Annotated in this window: 15 protein-coding genes; 7 read left to right on the top strand and 8 right to left on the bottom strand. The window is 74.8% G+C overall.

What is annotated here, in order from left to right; genetic code table 11:
• The first annotated feature begins 27 nt into the window (after positions 1-27).
• The 3 genes from ACFVFR_RS07060 (at position 28) to ACFVFR_RS07050 (ending at position 4,025) form a co-directional block, all read left to right on the top strand.
• Positions 28-891, top strand: coding sequence for a carbohydrate ABC transporter permease (locus tag ACFVFR_RS07060; RefSeq protein WP_383698784.1), 864 nt, complete (start codon positions 28-30; stop codon positions 889-891).
• A gap of 73 nt (positions 892-964) precedes the next feature.
• Positions 965-2,719, top strand: a complete 1,755-nt coding sequence (locus tag ACFVFR_RS07055) for an extracellular solute-binding protein (RefSeq protein ID WP_383698656.1) — start codon at positions 965-967, stop codon at positions 2,717-2,719.
• A gap of 121 nt (positions 2,720-2,840) precedes the next feature.
• Positions 2,841-4,025, top strand: coding sequence for a Gfo/Idh/MocA family protein (locus ACFVFR_RS07050; protein WP_383698783.1), 1,185 nt, complete (start codon positions 2,841-2,843; stop codon positions 4,023-4,025).
• A gap of 163 nt (positions 4,026-4,188) precedes the next feature.
• On the opposite strand, the gene efeB is transcribed toward ACFVFR_RS07050, so the two are convergent.
• The 6 genes from efeB to ACFVFR_RS07020 form a co-directional block, all read right to left on the bottom strand.
• Entirely contained in the window at positions 4,189-5,451 is a 1,263-nt protein-coding gene (gene efeB / locus ACFVFR_RS07045) for an iron uptake transporter deferrochelatase/peroxidase subunit (RefSeq protein ID WP_383698655.1), read from the bottom strand.
• The gene (locus ACFVFR_RS07040) at positions 5,448-7,445 is read right to left on the bottom strand and encodes a copper resistance CopC/CopD family protein (RefSeq protein WP_383698782.1); all 1,998 of its coding nucleotides are present in this window, start codon (positions 7,443-7,445) and stop codon (positions 5,448-5,450) included. The genes efeB and ACFVFR_RS07040 overlap by 4 nt, the downstream gene beginning before the upstream one ends.
• A 70-nt stretch (positions 7,446-7,515) precedes the next feature.
• Positions 7,516-8,037 (bottom strand): copper chaperone PCu(A)C, encoded by a 522-nt coding sequence (locus ACFVFR_RS07035; RefSeq protein WP_383698654.1) that lies wholly within the window; start codon positions 8,035-8,037, stop codon positions 7,516-7,518.
• Positions 8,034-8,696 (bottom strand): SCO family protein, encoded by a 663-nt coding sequence (locus ACFVFR_RS07030; RefSeq protein ID WP_383698653.1) that lies wholly within the window; start codon positions 8,694-8,696, stop codon positions 8,034-8,036. Before ACFVFR_RS07030 ends, ACFVFR_RS07035 begins: the two co-directional genes overlap by 4 nt.
• A 302-nt stretch (positions 8,697-8,998) precedes the next feature.
• Positions 8,999-9,808 carry a YcnI family protein gene (locus ACFVFR_RS07025; RefSeq protein ID WP_383698652.1) on the bottom strand — a complete coding sequence of 270 codons (810 nt, stop codon included), beginning with the start codon at positions 9,806-9,808 and terminating at the stop codon, positions 8,999-9,001.
• Between the two features lie 92 nt (positions 9,809-9,900).
• The gene (locus ACFVFR_RS07020) at positions 9,901-10,749 is read right to left on the bottom strand and encodes a hypothetical protein (protein WP_383698651.1); all 849 of its coding nucleotides are present in this window, start codon (positions 10,747-10,749) and stop codon (positions 9,901-9,903) included.
• Between the two features lie 2,016 nt (positions 10,750-12,765).
• Here ACFVFR_RS07020 and ACFVFR_RS07015 point away from each other — a divergent pair.
• Both ACFVFR_RS07015 and ACFVFR_RS07010 read left to right on the top strand, forming a co-directional pair.
• Entirely contained in the window at positions 12,766-13,278 is a 513-nt protein-coding gene (locus ACFVFR_RS07015) for an ATP-binding protein (RefSeq protein ID WP_383698650.1), read from the top strand.
• A gap of 1,095 nt (positions 13,279-14,373) precedes the next feature.
• Positions 14,374-14,955, top strand: a complete 582-nt coding sequence (locus ACFVFR_RS07010) for an RICIN domain-containing protein (RefSeq protein WP_383698649.1) — start codon at positions 14,374-14,376, stop codon at positions 14,953-14,955.
• Between the two features lie 96 nt (positions 14,956-15,051).
• On the opposite strand, the gene ACFVFR_RS07005 is transcribed toward ACFVFR_RS07010, so the two are convergent.
• Positions 15,052-15,897 carry an AraC family transcriptional regulator gene (locus ACFVFR_RS07005; RefSeq protein WP_383698648.1) on the bottom strand — a complete coding sequence of 282 codons (846 nt, stop codon included), beginning with the start codon at positions 15,895-15,897 and terminating at the stop codon, positions 15,052-15,054.
• Positions 15,898-15,964: 67 nt separating this feature from the next.
• Here ACFVFR_RS07005 and ACFVFR_RS07000 point away from each other — a divergent pair, with 67 nt between their 5' ends.
• Entirely contained in the window at positions 15,965-16,930 is a 966-nt protein-coding gene (locus ACFVFR_RS07000) for a DMT family transporter (RefSeq protein ID WP_383698647.1), read from the top strand.
• Between the two features lie 857 nt (positions 16,931-17,787).
• Positions 17,788-18,519 (top strand): TetR/AcrR family transcriptional regulator, encoded by a 732-nt coding sequence (locus ACFVFR_RS06995; RefSeq protein ID WP_383698646.1) that lies wholly within the window; start codon positions 17,788-17,790, stop codon positions 18,517-18,519.
• A gap of 237 nt (positions 18,520-18,756) precedes the next feature.
• On the opposite strand, the gene ACFVFR_RS06990 is transcribed toward ACFVFR_RS06995, so the two are convergent.
• Complete coding sequence (locus ACFVFR_RS06990) at positions 18,757-20,214, bottom strand: aminopeptidase P family protein (protein ID WP_383698645.1); 1,458 nt, start codon at positions 20,212-20,214, stop codon at positions 18,757-18,759.
• Positions 20,215-20,321 lie beyond the last annotated feature (107 nt).

The following is a 20,321-nucleotide window of genomic DNA, read 5'->3' as shown; positions in this document are numbered from 1 at the left end:
CGGCCGCGCCCCGAGCGCCCGCCGTGGATGGAGCGGCCCACCTGGTACGGCCAGGGCGCCAAGGCGATCGCCCTGATCCTGATCGTGGTGGCCGTCGGCTACCCCTTCCTGCTCGCGCTCGGCACCAGCCTGGCCGGCCAGGAGGAACTCGACGCCAACGGCGGCTACGTGCTCATCCCCGAGCACCCGACGTTCGAGGCGTACAACGTGCTCCTCCAGGGCGGCGTGGTGACCCGGGCCGCGATGGTCAGCATCGGGGTCACGGTGGTCGGCACGGCCCTGAGCGTGATCTGCACCGTCGCCCTGGCCTACGGCCTGTCCCGGCCCGGCATGGTCGGCGGGAAGCCGATCCTGCTGCTGGTCCTCGGCACGTTCCTGTTCACGCCCGGCATCATTCCCACCTATCTGGTGGTGCAGGAATTCGGCATGCTGGACAGTTACGCCTCACTGGTCCTGCCGGTGTTGTTGAACGTCTTCAACGTCATCGTCGTCCGGGCGTTCTTCCAGGGAATTCCGACCGAGCTGTACGAGGCGGCGCGCCTGGACGGCGCCGGCGAACTGACCATTCTGTGCCGGGTCGTGCTGCCGCTGTCCAAGGCGGTCATCGCGGTCGTCGGCCTGTTCTACGGCGTCAGCTACTGGAACAGCTTCTTCAACGCGCTGCTCTTCCTCAACGACTCCGGCAAGTACCCGCTCCAGGTCGTCCTGCGCTCCTACGTCGTGCAGGGCGAGAGCATCAACGCCAAGGCGTTGGGCGTCAGCCAGCTTCCGCCGTCCATCTCCCTCCAGATGGCCGTGCTCATCCTCGCGCTCATTCCCATTCTGAGCGTGTACCCCTTCCTCCAGAAGTACTTCGCGAAGGGCGTGCTCACCGGCGCGGTCAAGGGCTGAGAAAGCCCGTCGCCCCTGTCGTCGCGGCACCTGTGACCGCACCCTCACGTCCGGCCCGTCAGGAGAACTCCCCATGTCCCCTCAGCACACCGACAGACAGCAGGTGAACAGCGTGCAGGCAGTTGGTCGGCAGGAGTCGCGAGACGCGCACCAGGGCACCTTCGCCGCCCTGAACCGGCTCGACCGGCGCCGCTTCCTCGGCGTGGCCGGCGCCGCCGGCATCGCGGTCACCGGGCTCGGCACGCTCACCGGCTGCGGGGCCGGGACGACCGCCACCGGTAAGGGCGCCGAGGGATTCCGCAAGGTCAAGCTGCCCACGTACGTGCCGGCCAACGTCGCGCCGGCCGACCTGGCGGGCAGCGCCGAGGGCCTGGACGCGGCGTACCTGCGCTACCCGAAGAAGCTGGTGCGCTCGGTGGCCAAGCCGCCCGGCGACGGCGAGACGATCAGCGCGCTGACCGAGACGTTCACCACGCCGGCACCCGCCATGGGCCGCAACGGCTACTGGAAGGAGCTGAACAGACGACTCGGCTCCGAGCTCAAGATGAACATCGTCGTGGACAGCGGCGCCGACGCCTATCTGACGAAGTTCAACGCCATCATCGCCAGCGGTGACATTCCCGATCTCGTGTGGTTCCCGCCCAACCAGGGACTGCGCAAGGTGCCGCAACTCCTGCAGGCCAAGTTCCACGACCTGACCTCGCACCTGTCGGGCGACGCCGTCAAGAAGTACCCCAATCTCGCCAATCTTCCCGACTACGCGTGGAAGACGGCCGTCATCAACGGGAAGATCGCCGGAGTGCCCGTCGCGTACGGGCGCATGGGGCAGATCTACGTCATCAACGAGGACTTCTGGAAGCCGGTCGGCGGCGCCACCTTCTCCAGCGCCCAGGACTTTCTCGACAAGGGCAAGGAACTCCTGGACACCCGGCGCAAGAAGTACGTGCTGGAACCGGCGTACGTCAACGCGCACAACATGTTCGCGCAGTGGTTCGGGGCGCCGTCGAGCTGGCGCCTTGACGACGGGAAGCTCACCGCCCGACACGAGACCGACGAATACCGTGAGGCCCTCGAATTCGCGGTCAAGGTGTTCGAGGCCGGACTGTTCTGGCCGGACCCGAACCTGACCACCACCCGCGAGAAGATGGCCCAGGGCACCCTCGGCGCCTACGTCCAGTCCTTCCCCTCGTTCCTGGTGGACGTGAAGACGTACGACTTCCCGTTCGGCGTCATCGTGCCGTTCGCCGCCAAGCCCGGGGTCACCGCGCACTTCGACTTCGGCGCCGGCTCGGTCGGCTTCACCGCCATCAGCGAGGGCGTCGACAAGGAACGCATCCCCACCCTGCTGGGCGTGCTCGACTACCTGGCCGCCCCGTTCGGCACCGAGGAGCGGCTGTTCCTGGAGAACGGCATCGAGGGCACCCACCACCGGCGCACCGGCGCCGGCGACGTCGAGCTGACCGAGAAGGGCAGCGCCGAGGCCCTGACCACCGCCATGCCGCTGGCCTTCCTCGCCAACGCCCCCGAGTACCTCTACCTGCCGGGCAAGCCCGACCTGACCCGGCGCATCCACGGCTGGCAGCAGGAACTCCTCAAGATCGGCCAGGCCAGCCCGGTCATCGGCCACTACTCCGACACCAACGCCGACAAGGGCGCGTCCCTGTCCAAGGCCCTCAACGACGGCGTGCTCGACATCATCGCCGGCCGCAAGTCGCTCTCCGACTTCGACGGGCTGGTCAGGAGCTGGCGTTCGGGCGGCGGCGACCGCATCCGCAAGGAGTACGAGCAGTCGCTGGCCAGCGAGAAGAAGGCGAAGAAGGGCAAGTAGGGGGAGCGCGGCGGGGCGCGGCGGCCACCGCACCGGGAGAGCGGCCCGTGCGCGCCGGCGCCCCCCGAGGTGCCGGGGCGCGCCGGTCGACGAAGGACGAAGGGACGAAGGGATGACAGACATGGAAGACCTGCGCATCGGCGTGATCGGTCTGGGGCTGCGCGCCAACCTGGCCGTCGCCGCGCACCGGCCCGGCCGGGGCAGCGTCGTGGCCGCCGTGGCCGACACCGACGCGGCCGTGCGCGCGAAGGTGCCCGAGCGGTTCGAGGGCGCGCGGGCCGTCGCGGACTACCGCGCGCTCCTGGACGACCCGGGCATCGACGCGGTCATCGTCGCCACCCCCGACGACACCCACGAGGCCGTCGCCGTCGCGGCGCTGGGCGCGGGCAAGCCGGCGTACGTGGAGAAGCCGCTGGGCATCACCGTCGAGCAGTGCGACGCGATCCTGCGCGCCGGCTACGACAGCGGCACCCGGCTCTACGTCGGCCACAACATGCGGCACATGGGCGTGGTGCGGCTGATGCGCGACCTGATCGCGCGCGGCGACATCGGCGAGCCCAAGACCGTGTGGGTGCGCCACTTCGTCTCGTACGGCGGGGACTACTACTTCAAGGACTGGCACGCCGACCGGCGGCGTACCACGGGGCTGCTGCTCCAGAAGGCGGCGCACGACATCGACGTGGTGCACTGGCTGGCCGGCGGCTACACCGAGCGGGTCAACGCGCTGGGCGACCTGATGGTCTACGGCGACCTGCCGCGCCGCGAGCCGGACACCCCGCGCCCGGACGGCTGGCTGCGCGAGTTCGACTGGCCGCCGACCGCGCGCCGCGACCTGCACCACGTCGTGGACGTCGAGGACGTGTCGGTGATGAACATGCGGCTGGACAACGGCGTCATCGCCGCCTACCAGCAGTGCCACTTCAGCCCCGACTACTTCCGCAACTACACCGTCATCGGCACCGAGGGTCGCATCGAGAACTTCGGCGACGGCCCCGGCGACCTGGTCCGGCTGTGGAACACCGGCCCCTCGGGCTACCGGGCGGGCGGCGACGCGGAGTTCCGCGTCCCCGAGGCCAAGGGCTCGCACGGCGGCGCGGACGGGCGCATCGTCGAGGAGTTCTGCCGCTTCGCGCGCGAGGGCGGCGCCACCGACACCTCCCCGGTGGCCGCCCGGATGAGCGTGGCCGCCGGCGAACTGGCCACCCGCTCGCTGCGCGCGGGCGGCACGCCCTTCACCGTGCCCCCGCTGGCGCCGGAGCTGGTGGCGTACTACGCGGCCGACCAGGTGCGCCCCGCCACCGGCTGAGCGGCCGCCCCCGAGCGGCGGGCGCCGGGGCCGCACCGCTTGGGGGGCGGCCCCGGCCCCGCGCGAACCCGGTGGCCGGGCCTGCCCGCCCTGAGCGGCCCGGCCACCGCGCACCGCCCGGCGTGGGGCGGCGCGCCGCCTCCCCGCGCCCGGCGGGTCGGGCTCAGCCCTCCAGCAGCGGCTGGCCCACGTACCCGTCCGGTGTGGCCGCCGCCGGGACCGCGAACAGGCCGCTGGCCTCGTGGCGCAGGAAGCGGGAGAGGCCGTCGCCCCGGTCGAGCTTGCGCTGGACCGGGACGAAGCCCCGCATCGGGTCGGCCTGCCAGGCGACGAACAGCAGCCCGGCGTCCGGCTGCCCGTCCTCGCGGAAGCCGTCGTGGTACGAGTACGGGCGGCGCAGCATCGCCGCGCCCTGGTTGGACTCCGGCGCCGCGACCCGCACGTGCGCGTCGCCACGGATGGCGACCGAACCGTCCCCGTTGAACTTCTCCAGGTCCACGGGCGTGGTCTCGGTGCCGCCCGAGAGCGGCGCGCCGTCCGCCTTGCGGCGGCCGATCACCCGCTCCTGCTGGTCGAGCGAGAGGTGGTCCCAGGTGTCCAGGAGCATGCGGATGCGGCGCACGACCGCGTACGAGCCGCCGGCCATCCACTCCGGGGAGGTCGCGTCGCCGCCCCTGGGCACGAAGACACGGGTGTCGAAGTCGTCCTCCTCGGGCTTGGGGTTGTTGGTGCCGTCCACCTGACCCATCAGGTTGCGGGTGGTGCGCGGCTGGTCGGTGGCGCCCGGGGTGCGGTTGAAGCCGGTCATCTGCCAGCGCACGCGCACCACCTCGCCGGCCACGCGGTGCAGGGTGCGCAGCGCGTCGAAGGCGACCAGGCCGTCGTCGGCGCCGATCTGGAGCCACAGGTCGCCGTCGCTGCGGGCCTTGTCGAGCACGTCGGCGGAGAAGTCGGGCAACGGGGCGAGCGCCTCCGGCAGTTGGGCCGTCAGCCCCACCTTGCCGAAGAAGGCACGGCCGAAGCCCATGGTGACGGTGAGCGAGGAGGGGCCCGCGTCCAGGGCGACGCCGGTGGCCTCGCCCTCCACCCGGCGGCCCCGGGCCAGTCGCCGCGCCGTCTGGGTCCAGCGGCGCAGCAGCGCGGCGGCGGCCTTGCGGTCGGTGCCCGGGGCGAGGTCGAAGGCGACGAGGTGGCCGTGGACCTGGTGCGGGGTGAGGATGCCGGCCTGCGGGGTGCCGTGTGCGCGCGGCTCGCCGTCGAAGGCCACGGTGGAGGTGCCGATGCTGGTCAGCGCGGTGGTCTCGGTGTCGTCGCGGGTCGCGCGGTCCGCCGCGACGGCGCTCGCGCCACCGGCGACGAGGCCGGCCGCGCCCGCCGCGCCGGCGGTGCCCAGCAGTCGGCGGCGGGAGAGGGAGTCCTGGGTCATGGTCCGACCTTCACGGTGTCGGTCTCCGTCACCTGGTCGATGTCGGAGGTGCGTACGGTCAGGGAGAGCTGCCAGTCGCCTGGCATGGGGAGTTGGACGCCGGTCGCGCTCCAGTGGCCCGCCGAGACGCGGTTCAGGGACACCCCGAGCGGGCCGATGCCGCGCTCCTGGAGCGTGAGGGACGCCTTGAGTTCGGGGACGTCGGCGGGCTTTCCGGCGGGGTTGGTGAGATAGGCGTGGAAGGTGTTGTCGCCCGCGCGCCCCGGGTCCAACGTCACCTCGACGGTGCCGCGCCCGGCCGGGCCCCCGGTGTCGTACGGGACGCGTACGGTCAGCGGCCCCGAGGTGGCGGCCGGGCCCGCCGCGTCCTGTTCGGTCTGCGCGCGGCCCGGCTGGGTGCCGGTGAGCACGGTGGTGACCGCCAGCAGCACGACGGCGATGGCGGTCTCGACCGCCACCGAGCGGCGCAGCTCGCGGCGGGCCGGGTCCGCGTCGCGCTCGCGGCGGGTGCGGGTCGCGTGGACGGCCGCCCGCTGCCGGGCGAGCTGGGCGTCCCGGCCCCGCTTGTTGGCCGGCGCGCCCTGGCCGGTGGCTTTGGGGCCGGCCTCCGTCGCGGCGGCGGCCCGCGCCGGGGGCCGGGCCCCGGGGTCGGGCTCCGCCCGCTCCTGGCCCCGGCCGGGGGCCCTGCCCGGGGCGGGGCTCTCGCGCTTGGCGGGCGCCGCGTCGAGTCGAGCGGTCCAGCGGCGGGAGAACCAGGCCACCCCGACCAGCAGCGCCACGAGCCCGACCTTGACCAGCAGCCAGCGCCCGTAGGAGGTGTCGGTCAGCGCGTGCCAGGAGCCGACCTGACGCCACGACTGGTAGAGCCCGGTGGCCGCGAGCACCACCACCGAGGCGAACGCCAGCCGCGAGAAGCGCCGCACCGCGCGCCGGGGCAGCCGCGTCTCGGTCCGCAGCGCGACCAGCAGGGCGGTCAGGCCGCCCAGCCACACGGCGACGGCCAGCAGGTGCAGCACGTCCACCGGCACCGCCAGCGACTTCTGGATGCCCACCGACGCGTGCTCGGCCAGCGCCCAGGTGGCCGCCAGCCCACCGGCGACCAGGGCGCCCCCGACGCCGACGGCCCACGCCAGTTCGGGCCGCCCGGCCCGCCCCGCACCGGCCCTGGACGCGGCCCCGGGGCGGGACAGGCCCCCGGCGGCCGGCCGCGCGCCCCGGCCGTTCGGGCCCGGGCCGTCGCCGGTGGGCGCGTACGAACCGAAGAGCACCGCCATGCACACCGCCGCCGCGGCCAACAGCAGCAGCCGGTAGAGCAGCGCCGTGCCCGGCTTGGTGTCGAGCACGTCCCGCAGCAGGCCGAGATCGAACGCGGCGCCCAGCCCCCGGCCGTTGCTGGCGTAGGGGCCACGCAGCAGCAACAGCGCGAGCGTGGCGGCGAACAGCGTCACCCAGCCGGTGGCCGCGACCCGCTGCACGGCGCGCGAGGAGTGGCAGCGCCCGGCGAACACGCACGCGCCCACCAGCAGCACGAACCCGGCGTACGCCGCGTACCGGCCGATGCCGTAGAGCGCCGAGACCGTGGCGTCGGGCTCGGCGCTCGGCAGCGTGACGGAGGTCTTGGACGGCGCGCCGACGGAGAAGGTGAACGCGCCGCCCACCGGGTGGCTGTCCTCCGAGACCGCCTGCCAGGCCACCGTGAACGTGCCCCGCGGCAGACCGGGCCGCAGGGCCACGGAGGCCGTGGACGATGCGCCGGCCACGTGTGCCGGCTTGCCGGTGTCCACCCGCGCCCCCCGCGGGTCGAGGACCCGCACCGAGTCGTCCGAGAGCAGCACGCCCTCCGAGAAGGTGAGCGTGACGCGGTCGGGCGCCTCCCGCAGCACCGTGTCCTTCGCGGGATCGGTCCCGGTCAGCGCGGCGTGCGCGGCGGCCGGGGACGCGCCGAGGCCGAGCGCGCACAGCAGCGCCGCGAGCAGCGTGCCGAGCACGACCAGCGGTCGGCGCGCGCGGGCCCCGGCCGGTGGACGGCCGGGGCGGGGGCGGGGGCGGGGGTCGCGGGCATGGTCAGTCCTCGGGCTGGTACGACGTCGGCTTGACCGGAACCCGGACCTCGATCGCCGGGGACGAGGCGAAGTGCAGGGTCAGCGTGACGGTCTCGCCCACCTTCGGCTGGCGGGTGAGCTTCTCCAGCATCAGGTGGTCGCCACCACGGGCGAGGGTGAGTTCGCCGCCCGCCGGCACCTCGAACCCGGTCACCTTGCGCATGGCCGAGCCCTGGGTGGTGTGCATGGTCACGGTGTCGGAGAGCGCCGTGGTCACCGAGGTGAGCCGGTCGGCGTCGCCGCCGGAGTTGCGCACGCTCAGATAGCCGGCCGCGATGTCCGGGGTCGGCGGCTGCGGCAGGTACGCGCCGGAGACGGCCAGCCTCGGGCTGCCGCCCTTCGCGTCGTCGTCCGCGCCACACGCGGTCAGCGCCACCCCGCCCAGCCCGAGCGCGAGCGAGGCGGCGGCGGCCAGCGACGTCTTCGACACCCGGCGCGCGCGGGGGCCCTGTGGTCGGTCGGGGCCCTCGGGCGCGCGGGTCACGGGTTCTGCCCCTTCACGATGCTCGGCAGCTCCCGGCTGTAGGCCGTGGTGGTGGTCTCGGTCATGTACAGCCAGTGGCCCTGGTCGTCCTTGGGCGAGAAGCCGATGACCTCCGCGCCGTGGTTGACCGTGATCGAGCCGTCCTTCTCCTTCTTCGGCTTCTCGATGAAGATGCCGAGCGGCTTCGCGGCGGCCTGGATGGTCTCGATGTCGCCGGTCAGACCGGTGAACGACTTTCCGCCCTGCCCGTCGAGCCAGCTGCGCATGCGCTTCGGGGTGTCCCGGTCGGGGTCGGTGGTCACGAACACGACCTGCAGGTTGTCCTGGTCGGCCTTGGGCAGCTTGGCCTTGGCCAGGGCGACGTTGCTCATCACCATCGAGCACACGTCGGGGCAGTAGGTGTAGCCGAAGTAGACCAGGGTCGGCTTGCCCTTGGTCCGCTCGATCAGGTCGAACTTCTTCCCGTCGGTGTCGGTGAGCACCAGGTCGGGCTTGGGCTTCGGGGTGTCGAGGACGATCGCGCCCTTGTCCTTGACGGAGGGCGAGGTCTTGACGGTGGCGACGCCCTTGTCGTCCGAGTCGCCCCCGCCACAGGCGGCGAGGGTGAGGCTGAGCGCGGCGACGGTGGCGAGGGCGGCGCCCGCGGTCTTGCTACGCATGGAGTCTGCTCCAAAGGGTGCTGGTACGGGAGGGTGGTGGAGTCGGCCGCGGCCGGGAGAGGGGACGCGGGCCGGTCGAGGGGTGGGTGGGGGCGCCGGGCGGTCACCCGGCGGGCTGGCGGCCCGCCGGCGCGCGGCCCCGGCGACCGGGTACGGGGGGCTGGCGGCCCGCCCGTGACGGATGTGCGGCTCCCACGGAGGGCTGGCGGCCCGCCCGCGCGCGGCGGTGGCCGGGCGCGGGGTCGGTGCGGCGGTCAGTCGGCGGGCTGGTCGGCCGCGGTGGCCGGTCGGGTCGGCGGCCGTCAGGACGAGCGGCGGCGGCCGGCGAGGACACCGAAGGCCACACCCGCGACACCGGCCGCGATGCCGATACCACCCAGGACCCGGGCGGTGGTGTCGCTGTCGTCGTCGGCCTTCGTCGCCGTGGCCGTCGTGCCGTCGCCGTCCTTCCGCTGCCCGGACGCGGCGTCCGGGGCGGCGCCGTCGGCGGCCGGCGCCGCGACGAGCTTGAGCACCGGGGCGGGCGACTCCGGCTCCGGGGCGCCCTCCTTGGGCTCCTCGATCCAGCGCACGACCTCCTTGTCGGAGTACGTCTGCAGCGCCTTGAAGACCATCTGGTCGGCCTTCGGGAGCTGGCCCACCGACAGCGGGAACTGCTGGAACTGGCCCGGCTGAACGCCCTTGTCGTCGCCGTCGGCGGTCCAGGTGACCTTGTTGACCGCCTCGGTGATCTTCTTGCCGTGCGACTCCAGCGGCTTGTCGAGCGTGGCCTTGGTGACCTTGACCTGCCAGCCGGGCACGGGCTGCGGCATGACGGACGACATCGGCTGGTCCAGCGGGAAGGCGACCTCCAGCTTCACGGTCGAGGCGTCGTCGCGTTCGTTGGGCACCTTGAAGTTGATCGTCGCGTAGCCGCCCTGTTCGGCCTCCCCCGGCTGCACGCTGACGTGCGCCAGGGCCGGGGCCGAGGACAGCAGGACGACGCCGGCCGCGAGCGTGCCCGCGACGGCCAGCCGCCGCCCCGCGCCGCCCACGCGGCGCGCGGAACGGTCCTGGTGCGCGGCGGGAGCGGGACGGGCCGGGGTGGCGGGGGTCGGGTGCGAGGTGTTCATGACGAGATCTCCTGGGGCGTTGCGGGAAGGCGAGCACGGCGAAGAGCGACCGCGCGCCGCCGCCCCGGCCGAGCCGGAGAGGTCGCGTCGCGTCAGGCCGCCAGGTCGTAGCGCGGCGGCCCACGCCGGGTCACGGCGTGGTGCAGGGCGAGGACCTGGGGCCGCGCGGGCGTGCCGCCCTGGGCGCGGGCCACCCCCGGGCGGGGCTCGGCGCCCGCGCCGACCAGCCCCGCGCACACCGCGCCCACCAGCGCGAACGCGGCTCGCAGGGTGCGGACCAGTGCCACGTCGGCGACCTCGCGGGCCGGCGCGGCGGACAGCGCGACGAGCCGCCACAGGGCGGCGTCGCCGCGCCGCAACAACCAGCCCGCCGCGAGCGCGGCCAGCAGGTGGCCGAGCAGCATGGGCAGCGAGGGCAGCACGGCCTCGACGACCGACCCGGACCCGTGCCGCGCGGCGACCACCGCACCCGCGCCGGCCTGCGCGTGCTGCTCGGGGTCCAGCCCGGAGTCGTTCACGATCCGCCGCGCCATCGGCACCGAGAGCCCGCCCGGCTCGTCACAGACCAGCCGCGATGCCAGGGTGATCAGCCGGGCGTCCGCGCTGCCGGCCAGCACACCGGGCGGCAGGCTCGGCGCGCCCTCGGCGTGCGTGTGCGCGTGCCCGACGGCCGGCAGCCCGGCCACGCCGCGCTGCGCCAGCGCGAACAGGGAGTGCAGGACGAGTTGCCCGGCCGCGAGTCCGGCCGCGATCCCCGGCAACGAACGCCGTCGCCCCGCCAGCGGCGCCACCACCGCGAACGTCACCAGCCACGCCACGCCCAACGTCCACGCCGGCACCGACGCACAGGAGGCCAGCACGTGCCCGCCGGCGGTCAGCGCGACACACACGGTGGTGAAGAACGCGGCCCGCACCAGCCGCAACCCCACGCCGGCACGCACCGCCCGCCCCCGGAGCGAGGAGCTCCCCGAGGGATGAAGACGGAACGACGTGCGGCACGACATGGCTGCGACATCATCCCACCGGCCAAAACCCCCACCCACGGCAGGGGTCCGCCCCGCCCGAGGTTTCCCCGATCGGCCCACGGGACGCTGGCGCTTGGCCGAGGCGTGGGAGGGGGGTGCTGGCGCACGGCTGGGGTGGGGGGTGCTGGCTCACGGCTGGGGTGGGGGGTGCTGGCGCACGGCTTGGCTGGGTGCTGGCGCTCGGCTGGGGCGGGTGTGGTGGTTCGTGGTGCTGGCGCTCGACCGGGGTGGCGGGCGATGGGGCGGGGTGCTGGCGCTCGGCCGGGGGGCGCGCGATGGGGCCGGGTGCTGGCGCTCGGCCGGGGCGGGGGAGGGCTGGTGTGGTGCTGGCGCCCGGCCGGGGGGGGGCTGGCGCACGGCTGGGGTGGTGCGTGTTTGGGAGGCGGGTGTTGGCGCACGGCCGGGGTGTGGGCGTGGTGCTGGAGCTCGGTGGGTGCGGGTGCGGGTGCGGGTGCGGGTGCGGGTGCTGGCGTGTGGCCTGGGGCGGGTACTTGGGCGGGCGAGAGGTGCGCGCGTGTTGGCGTGTGGCGGGGTGTTGGTGCCGGGGCTGGGTGGGTGTGGGGCGGTGGCGCACGGGTGGGGTGGCGCCTGGAGCCGGTGCCTGGTCGAGCGAGGGGTACGCGCGTGTTGGCGTGTGGCGGGGGGTGGGTGCTGGCGCACGGCTGGAGCGGTGGGGCACCGGCGTACGGCCGGGGTGTGGGGACGGTGCTGGCGCTCGGCTGGGGTGGCGTGTGGTTGGGGCGCGTGGTCTGGGGCGGGTACCGGGTCGGCCGAGGAGTACGTGGGTGCTGGCGTGGGGCGGGGGTGGGTTGGTGATGGGGCAGGTCACCGGCGTGGGGGTGGCGGCGGTCGGCTGGTGTGCTGGCGGGGGTGGGGGTGCTGGCGCTCGGCCGGGGGCCGTGCTCGGGCGGGCGCGGGGCGTGGCCGGAGGCGCTGGCGCGGGGCGGATGTACGCGGGCGGCGGCTGGGGGGCGTTGGTGTGGGGGCTGGTGTTCGGTCGGTGGCCGATGCCGGGTGTTGGCTGGTGCGGATGGGGTTGGTGTGCGGGGCCTGGGCCGTACGCGGGAGGTGGGGCGCGGGTGCGGATGGGGGTGTCGGCGCTCGGTGGGGGCTGACGTGGGCGGGTGGGAGCGGTGACGTACGGCGGGGTGGGTGTGTGCGGCAGCGGGGTTGGTGAGGTGTGGAGGTGTTCGCGCCGGACGAAGTCGGCGCTGAGCGAGTAGACGGGGACGGCCGGTGTGGTGGTGCGCGTGTCCGTGTTCCGGCGGCCCGGTGGGGAACGGGCCGGTGCGCCGCGAGGTGGTGGGGGGTGTGGCGCGGCGCGCGACAGGTGGGCGGGGGGCCGTGAGCCGGGGGCTCGGGCGGTGTGGGGCGTGCGGCGTGCCGGGGGCCGGCGTGTGGGTGGGCCGGGTGTGGCGGTCCACCGTGCGTGGGGTGGGCGGGGCGCGTACGGGTCGGGTGAAGGCGTGGGGCGGATGCGCGCGGGCGCGGGCGGCGCTGGCGTGTGGGGCCTTGGGCGGTACGCGGGAGGTGGGGCGCGGGGGTGGGTTGGTGATGGGGCAGGTCACCGGTGTGGGGGTGGCGGCGGTCGGCCAGTGTGCTGGCGGGGGTGGGGTGGGTCGTGGTGGGGCGGGCTGTGGGTGGGTGGGTCGTGCGGGTGGGGGGCGTACGCGTTGGGTGGAGTGTGCTTCGGTGGGCGGCTTGTGCGCCCCGTCCCGGACGCGCGGTCGGGGCGGTCCTGAGGCGGGGTCCGGAGGGGTGCCGGGGGCGCCACCCGTGTCACACGGATGGCCTCGCGCCTCGTTTCCTTACACCGCTTACGCCCTCAACCGCATCCGCCGAATGAGGGTAGTCACACCGGACGGGTGCTTACCGACCTTGGGGACAGGCAATACGTATCGATATGTCGAGCCGCGACCGGGAGGCTGGAGCATGAGCATCTGGTGGTCCCTCCATCTGCGGCGCGAGGCCGCGAGCGTGCCCCTCGCCCGGCGCCTTCTGGTTGGCGCCATGGAGACGGCGGGTGTGGACCCGGACGTCTCCTACGACCTTTCCCTCGCCCTCTCCGAAGCTTGTGCCAACGCCGTCGAGCACGGCGGCGACGCGTCGACCGCCGACTACCGCGTGACGGCCTTCATCGACGGCGACACCTGCCGTATCGAGGTCACCGACTCCGGTCCCGGCTTCACCCGGAGCCGCCCCGCCCGCGCGCTGGCCGCGCACGCCGCCCGCGCCCCCCAGTCGGTGTGCCAGGCGCCCGCGCGCCCGGCGCGACAGTCCGCGCCCCGCGAGGCGGCCCTCGCCGAACACGGGCGGGGCCTGTTCCTCATCGAGGAGCTCACCGACCGCGTCCACTACCGCGACCGCCCCGGCCACAGCGGCGCCGTCGTCAGCTTCGACAAGATCCTCAAGTGGCGCGACGACGCCCCGTTCATGGCGTCCTGACCACACGCTGAGCCCCGCCCCGCCCTGCCCCACCCCGCCCCGGCCGGTCGCGCCCGTGGCGGGCCCCACGAGCCCACGCCCGGAAACGTCCCCGGCCCCCCGCGTACGAACCGGCGGCTCGCCCGGACCGACTCGTACGAACCGACTCGTACGAACCAGCTCCCACCAGCCCGCCGCACTCGCCCCCCGCACCGCGCTCGGCCTCCCGCACGGGAACAGCGGCGCCAGGCGTTCGCCGACGCGCTCGGTGAACGCCCCGGCCACCGTCACCGGGTCCGGGGTGATCAGCGTGATGTCGAGGTCGGACCACGCGTCGAGGTCGCCCGTCGCCCGTCGACGAACCGTGTGGGCGTACCGCGTGTACCCGGTCGTCCTCGGCGGCGAGGTCGGTCAGTCGCGGCAGGGCGGCTGGCTGCCAGTCGACCGGCGGCAGGCCGGCCGGCGTGTCGTTCGTCGTCATGGCGGGCATCGGCACACCCGTCCGGACGGTTCGACTCCGTAGGTTTCCCCGAAGTCGCCTACGGAACAGTCGAGTTGGCGTACGCCGGTGGCGGCGACGGGTGCTCAGGTCGGGTATGTCGGCACGCAACCCGGGGGCCGGTTCGGGCCTCTTCGGATGCGGGGGGTGAGGGCGGGGCGGCTCGCGTCGGGCGGGGCGTCGGTGGCGCGGGGGTGGATCGGGCGCCGATCCCATGTGCCGTCCCCCTGGACCAACTCCCTTGATTATGGCGCTACGTCAGCTCTGTGAGTGACTTCGAGACGGAGGAGGGAACCGTGCGTGGTGATGCGACGGTGACGCGTACGCCTGCCGACGGTGTGACTCCGACCCGCCGATCAGACCCCGATGGCGAGGTGGGTCGCGGGCGGCCGGGGGGTCGTGCGCGGGACGTGGCCCGGCCCGGGGCCCGTACCGTCCACGGGCGTGACGGGCGGTTCGGGTGGCCCGGGTGGCGGGGTGCTCGTGTCGTGGGTGCGGGCGTCGTGGTCGGGGCGCTCGCGTGGGGGCTCGTGGGGTGCGGGAGCGGGACGCGGATCGAGGGGGCCGGGGCCGGTACGCCGTCGGCTCCGGCCGCGACGGTACCCGTCCCGCCGGCCGTGACCGGTCCCGCCACCAGGCCGGAGGCGACCGCCACCGGGCCGACCGCGACCGCCGCCGCCCCGTCGGGCGCCGACGGCACGGGCCCGGCCCCGGACGAGTCCGTCGCGCCGCCCGGGGATCGGGACGCGCCGCTGGCCGGTGGGTGGGTGACGATGCGTCCGGCGGGGTCGGCGACCCTGTGTGTCACCGAGGGGCGGGAGCGCAACCACCGCACCGACCGGGAGATCGCCGTGCAGTTGCCGTGCGCCGAGGCGCCCCGGCCCCGGGTCTACCTGGAGCACGTCCGGGGCGCGGTCTACCGCGTCCAGTGGCATCACCCGGCGCACGGCCGGGGCTGTCTGGGAGTGGACGAGCCGGCGAGCGCGGAGGAGGGCGAGGAGTTGCTGTCGCCGGGCGCGTGCACGGATGTGGCGCGCATGCAGTTCCGCCTGGAGCCGTTCCGTGGCGGGTACCGGATGCGCCCCGTGGACAGCGGCCAGTGCCTGGGTCTGCTGCCGCCCCGTACTCGGGGCGCCGAGGTCGTGCAGGTCCCGTGCGCCGACTCCGCCGACCAGAGCTTCCACTTCCGCCCGGCCTGAACGGCACCCCGGCCCCGGCACCCCGGCCCCGCCCGGCCCCAGGCACCCCGGCCCCACGCCGGTCCCGCCCCGGTGCCCCGCCCCCCGGGGCCCCGGTCAGCTCGCCGCGCGCTGGTAGGTGCCGGGCGTGATGCCGTACGCGCGCTTGAACCAGCGGTGCAGATGCGCCTGGTCGGCGAAGCCCGCGCCGGTGGCGGCGTCGGCCAGTGGCGCGCCGCTGGTCAGCAGGGATCGCGCGTGGCGCAGGCGCAGCAGGCGCTGGTAGTCGCTGGGCGCCATGCCGTACTCGGCGCGGAAGGCCCGGTAGAGGGCGAAGCGGCTGCACCCGGCCGCCGTGGCCAGGTGGTCCGCCGAGACGGGGGCCAGCGGCGCCCCGTCCAGGACGGCGCGGGCCCGCCGCGCGGCCCGCCGCCGCTGCCCGCCGTCGGCCAGCGCCCGCACGCGCGGGTCACGGGTCGCGCCGCGCCCGGTCATCGCCAGCACCGCCGAGGTGAGCGCCTCCTCCCGGGCGAGGGCGCTGGCCGGTCCCAACAGGGCGGCGTGCAGCCGGACCAGCGCGCCGGCCAGCGACGGGTCGCGCAGCACGGGGCGCGCGAACAGCGGCATCGTGCGCGTACCGGCGTCGGTGGCGTCGGCCGCGTCGGCGAGGATGTCGGCGACGACGGACGGGCCGATGTGCACGATGCGGTAGTGGTAGCCGAGTTCGGCCGCCGCGCGTCCGTCGTGCACCTCGTCGGGGTTGAACGCCATCACCATGCCGGCGGCGCTGGTGTGCTCCGCGCCCCGGCAGCGGAAGCGCTGGGCGCCCTCGTCGGTGATGCCGAAGGAGTACGTGTCGTGGCTGTGCGGCGCGTAGACGTGGTCGTGGAAGAGCGCGTGCATGGCCTCCAGCGGTCGCGCCCCGTCCCGCCAGTACCGTGCCCGGTTCTCCCCGTCTGACATGCGGTCATTGTGCCGGGCGCACCAGCGTTCAAGGCGGGCGGTGTCGGTGCTCGGCACAGTGCCGGGCATGGACCCACGTCAGCGCGCCGGCAACCCGTACTCGCTGTTGATGACGACCATGGTGCTGTGGGGGGTGTCGTTCTCCAGCTCCAAGACGGTGGTGGGGGACGTGCCGCACCCGGTGGCCGCCTTCCTGCGCTTCGGCGGTGGCGCGCTCGCCCTGCTGGTGGCCCTTCGACTCGTCGACCGGGGCCGAGGGCCGGTCCCGGCGCGGCGGGTGTGGCCGGCGATGGCCGCGGGGGTGCTGGGGGTCTTCGCGTACAACGGGCTGTTCTTCTGGGGTCTGTCGCTGGCCCCCTCACTGGATGCCGGGATTCTGGTGCCCGTCATGAGCCCCGTGCTGACCGGCGCGTTCCTGCTGGTGTCGGGGCGGGAGCGGGCTGACCTGGGGCGGGTCGCGGGCCTCGGGCTCGGGCTGGCCGGGGCGGTGGTCTTCTTCGTGGGTGCGGGCGGCGGTGCGGGCGGTGGCGCCCAACGGCTGTGGGGGGACGCGTTGTTCCTGCTCAGCGCGGTGTGCTGGGCGGCGTACACGGTGGCCGGGCCGCGCGTGATGGCCGGTATCGCGCCGCTGCGGGCCACCACCTACGCGACGTGTGCGGGCGCCGTCCTGCTGGGCGTGCTGGCGGCGCCCGACCTGGCCACCACCGAGTGGGACCGGCTGCCGGTCGGTACCTGGCTGAACGTCGCGTACCTGGCGATCGGCGCGGCGGCCGTGGCCAACGTCCTCTACTACCGCGGGGTGCGGCAGGTCGGCCCGGCGACCGCCTCGCTGATGATGTTCACCGTCCCCGTCATCAACACGCTGTGCGCCACCCTCGTCCTCGGCGAGTCCTTCGGCCCGCTCCAGGTCGCGGGCGCGGGCGTGCTGCTCACCGGCGCGGCCCTGGCCGCCACCCGGGGCCGGCTGCCCCGACGCGCAGGGCGTGGGGGCGTGCGCCGGGCCACCGAGGGGGCGGGCGAAACCGTCAGGTGACGCTCCGTCAGGTCGGGCCTGTCCGGGGTCACCCGGGTCGGCCTCGGCCCCGGGCCCCGGGATGGCTCGGGCCGGCCCGCGGATCACCCGGGCCGACCCCGGGCCGTCTCGCGGGCCCGGCGACTCCGGGCCAGGCCCCACGGGCTCTGCCCGCCTGGTGGGTCGCCCCATGGGCCGTCCCGTGGGCGTCGTTCAGATCCGCCGGCCTCGGCTCGCCCGGTGGATGGGGCCCAGCCACGGACGGCCCGGCCGGGTCGTCTCGGGGCGGAGGCCGCCTCGGCCGGTGGCGGCAGCCCGGCCCCGACGAGCGCGGCCCGGCCCGCGCACCGGCCCGCGCGGTGGAATCCGCGCGCGGAGGAGTCGGCCGCGTGGTGGCCGCCGCCGGTGAGCAGGACGAGCGCGGCCACCCCGTCGAGCCCGGCCAGCGGCCCCGCGCGCGGCGCTGGCGGGAACTCCGGGGCAGGAACTCCGGGCGCGGTCGCCGCGCGGGCACCGCGTTGAGCGGCTCGAACCCGTCGGGCCCGGGCGGTGCGAAGCGGGCCACGACGTACACGTACGGCCCGCGGGCGCCGATGTCGTGCCGGACGCGCACGCGCACGTCGGGCACGGGGAGGCCGGTCGTGGCGGCCACGGTACGCGGGCCACTCGAACGGGTGGTCTCGCGAGGGCGGGGCCGGCGGCGCGGGGTGGCACGGGCGGCACGGCGACGGGCGGGGGCGAGCCTGCCGCATGGCAGAGGTCCTCCCCTGTGGGGCCCCTGCCACACGGCGTGCCACGCGAATCTAATGCGAGGGCGTTCGCGTTAGATTGGCTAGGAGAATATGGGCCGTGATCGTGCAGGGCAACTTGGGGAGCGCATGAGCGAAGAGGACCCCACCCCCGGAACGGTCCGACCCGGGGGGCGGACGGCGCGTACTCGCGCGGCCGTGCTGGGCGCGACCTTCGACGAACTCGGCGAGGGCGGCTACAACGGCCTGACCATGGAGAAGATCGCCCAACGTGCCGGCGTACACCTGGCGACCGTCTACCGCCGCTGGGGCAACGTCGAGCGGATCGTCTGCGAGTTGATGATCGAGCAGAGCGCCCGGATCACGCTCCCGGACACCGGTTCGCTCCGCGCGGACCTGCGCGCGCTGGCCGTCGCGATCGGCCGGTTCTACGGGGCGGCCCGCAACCGTCGCGTCATCGAGGCGGTCGTCGTCGCGGCCGTCCGCCACCCCGACGCCGCCACGATGCTGCGCGACTTCTTCCAGGACCGCCGCTGCCAGGCCGCCGCGCTGGTCCACCGGGCCGTCGAGCGCGGCGAACTGCCCCGGGACACCGACACCGAGGGGGTGATCGCCGCCCTCGGCGCGCCCTTCTACTACCGGCTGCTGATCTCGCGCGGCGACATCGACCAGCACCTCGCCGAGACGACCGCCGCCGCCACCTTCGAGGCGGCCCGCGCCGGCGTCTTCAGCCACCCGCTCGCCCCCGGCGCCACGTCCCCCCCCTCGGTGTGCCCCGAGACCCCGCCACCCGGGCCGGAGCCCCGCCGGAACCCGATCCCGGCGCCCACGGCTCCCGCACCGGCTCCGGAGCCCCGGTAGGAGCCGGCACGTACGAGGCGGGCTCGCCCCGACGGGGACCGGCGAGGCCCGGCGGGGACAGGCGAGGCCCGGCGGGACAGTGTGCGGCCCGGTGGGGAAGGCGTGTGGCCCGGTGGAGGGCCGGGCCGGAGGGGAACGCGGGTGGCCCGGCGGGGAAGCGTGTCGCACGCTTCGCCACCGGGCCACGGGGTGCCGGTGTCGCGGTGCGGGCGGGCCCGCACCGCGCGGGGCGCGGGGTCAGCCCTTGAGGCGGGCCATCCACAGCTCGATCTCGTCGGCGGTGCGCGGCAGCGCGGCCGACAGGTTCCGGTTGCCGTCCTCCGTCACCAGGATGTCGTCCTCGATCCGGACGCCGATGCCCCGGTACTCCTCGGGCACCGTCAGATCGTCCGCCTGGAAGTACAGGCCCGGCTCCACGGTCAGGCACATGCCCGGCTCCAGGGTGCCGTCGGCGTACGTCTCGCGCCGCGCGACCGCGCAGTCGTGCACGTCGATGCCGAGCATGTGACCGGTGCCGTGCAGCGTCCAGCGGCGCTGGAGACCGAGTTCGAGCACCCGGTCCACCGGGCCCTCGACCAGGCCCCACTCGACCAGATGCGTGACCAGGACGCGCTGCGCCGCGTCGTGGAAGTCGCGGTACTTGCCGCCCGGCTGGACGGCCGCGATGCCCGCCTCCTGTGCCGCGTACACCGCGTCGTAGATCTTGCGCTGGAGCGCGGTGAACGTGCCGTCGATCGGCATCGTGCGGGTGACGTCGGCGGTGTAGAGGGTGTGCGTCTCCACGCCGGCGTCCAGCAGCAGCAGCTCGCCCGGGCGCACCGCGCCGTCGTTGCGCACCCAGTGCAGGGTGGTGGCGTGCGGGCCGGCGGCGCAGATGGAGCCGTAGCCGACGTCGTTGCCCTCGACCCGGGCGCGCAGGAAGAAGGTGCCCTCGATGTAGCGCTCGGAGGTCGCCTCGGCCTTGTCCAGGACGCGGACGACGTCCTCGAAGCCGCGCACCGTGGAGTCCACGGCCTTCTGCAGCTCGGCGATCTCGAACTCGTCCTTGACCAGGCGCAGTTCGCTCAGGAAGGAGCGCAGCTCCTCGTCGCGCTCGGCGGTGACCTTGTCGGTCAGCGCCGCCTCCAGGCCCGCGTCGTGCCCGCGCACGATCCGTACCGGACCGGACGCCTCGCTCAGCGCGGCGGCGACCTCGCGGACGTCCGCGCAGGGCAGCCCGTAGAGCTGGGCGCCCTCGGCGAGGCTGTTGCGGCGACCCACCCACAGCTCGCCCTGGCCGTCGAGCCAGAACTCGCCGTTGGCGCGGTTGGAGCGCGGCAGCACGTACAGCGTGGCCGTGTGGCCCTGGGCGCCGGTCGGCTCCAGCACCAGGACGCCGTCCTGGGTGAGGTCACCGGTCAGGTGCGCGTACTCGCTGGAGGCGCGGAAGCTGTACTCGGTGTCGTTCGAGCGGGTCCTGAGGTTGCCCGCGGGGATCACCAGGCGCTCGCCGGGGAAGCGCGCGGAGAGCGCGGCACGGCGCCGCGCGGTGTGCTCGGCCTGCGGAATCGGCCGCAGATCGTGCAGCTCGGTGTCCGCCCAGCCGCTCTGCATGTTCTCGGCGAGCTCGTCGGACACGCCGGCGTAGAGCGCGTTCTTGCGCTGCTTGATCGGCTTGTCGCTCTCCAGGGTCTCCGGAGTGGGCTCCTCGGTCACGTCTCCTCCTCGAACTGGACCGCCCCGGGCCTCGGGCCTGGGGACCTTACCCATCGTATGGGTGAGCGGTGCTTCCCCTTCAGGGGTGGGACGCAACGGGACGGAGA

It is taken from the genome of Streptomyces sp. NPDC057702 (assembly GCF_042799315.1).
In the GTDB taxonomy this organism is placed as follows: Bacteria; Actinomycetota; Actinomycetes; order Streptomycetales; family Streptomycetaceae; genus Streptomyces.
The sequence above is the reverse complement of the archived record's forward strand: the minus strand, read 5'-3'. Positions and strand labels throughout refer to the sequence as shown.

Bases quoted from the DNA above. Each gene is read 5' to 3' on its own strand.
- ACFVFR_RS07060 (WP_383698784.1), top strand. From the start codon at position 28: ATGGAGCGGCCCACCTGGTACGGCCAGGGCGCCAAGGCGATCGCCCTG.
- ACFVFR_RS07055 (WP_383698656.1), top strand. From the start codon at position 965: ATGTCCCCTCAGCACACCGACAGACAGCAGGTGAACAGCGTGCAGGCA.
- ACFVFR_RS07050 (WP_383698783.1), top strand. From the start codon at position 2,841: ATGGAAGACCTGCGCATCGGCGTGATCGGTCTGGGGCTGCGCGCCAAC.
- efeB (WP_383698655.1), bottom strand. From the start codon at position 5,451: ATGACCCAGGACTCCCTCTCCCGCCGCCGACTGCTGGGCACCGCCGGC.
- ACFVFR_RS07030 (WP_383698653.1), bottom strand. From the start codon at position 8,696: ATGCGTAGCAAGACCGCGGGCGCCGCCCTCGCCACCGTCGCCGCGCTC.
- ACFVFR_RS07025 (WP_383698652.1), bottom strand. From the start codon at position 9,808: ATGAACACCTCGCACCCGACCCCCGCCACCCCGGCCCGTCCCGCTCCC.
- ACFVFR_RS07015 (WP_383698650.1), top strand. From the start codon at position 12,766: ATGAGCATCTGGTGGTCCCTCCATCTGCGGCGCGAGGCCGCGAGCGTG.
- ACFVFR_RS07005 (WP_383698648.1), bottom strand. From the start codon at position 15,897: ATGTCAGACGGGGAGAACCGGGCACGGTACTGGCGGGACGGGGCGCGA.
- ACFVFR_RS07000 (WP_383698647.1), top strand. From the start codon at position 15,965: ATGGACCCACGTCAGCGCGCCGGCAACCCGTACTCGCTGTTGATGACG.
- ACFVFR_RS06995 (WP_383698646.1), top strand. From the start codon at position 17,788: ATGAGCGAAGAGGACCCCACCCCCGGAACGGTCCGACCCGGGGGGCGG.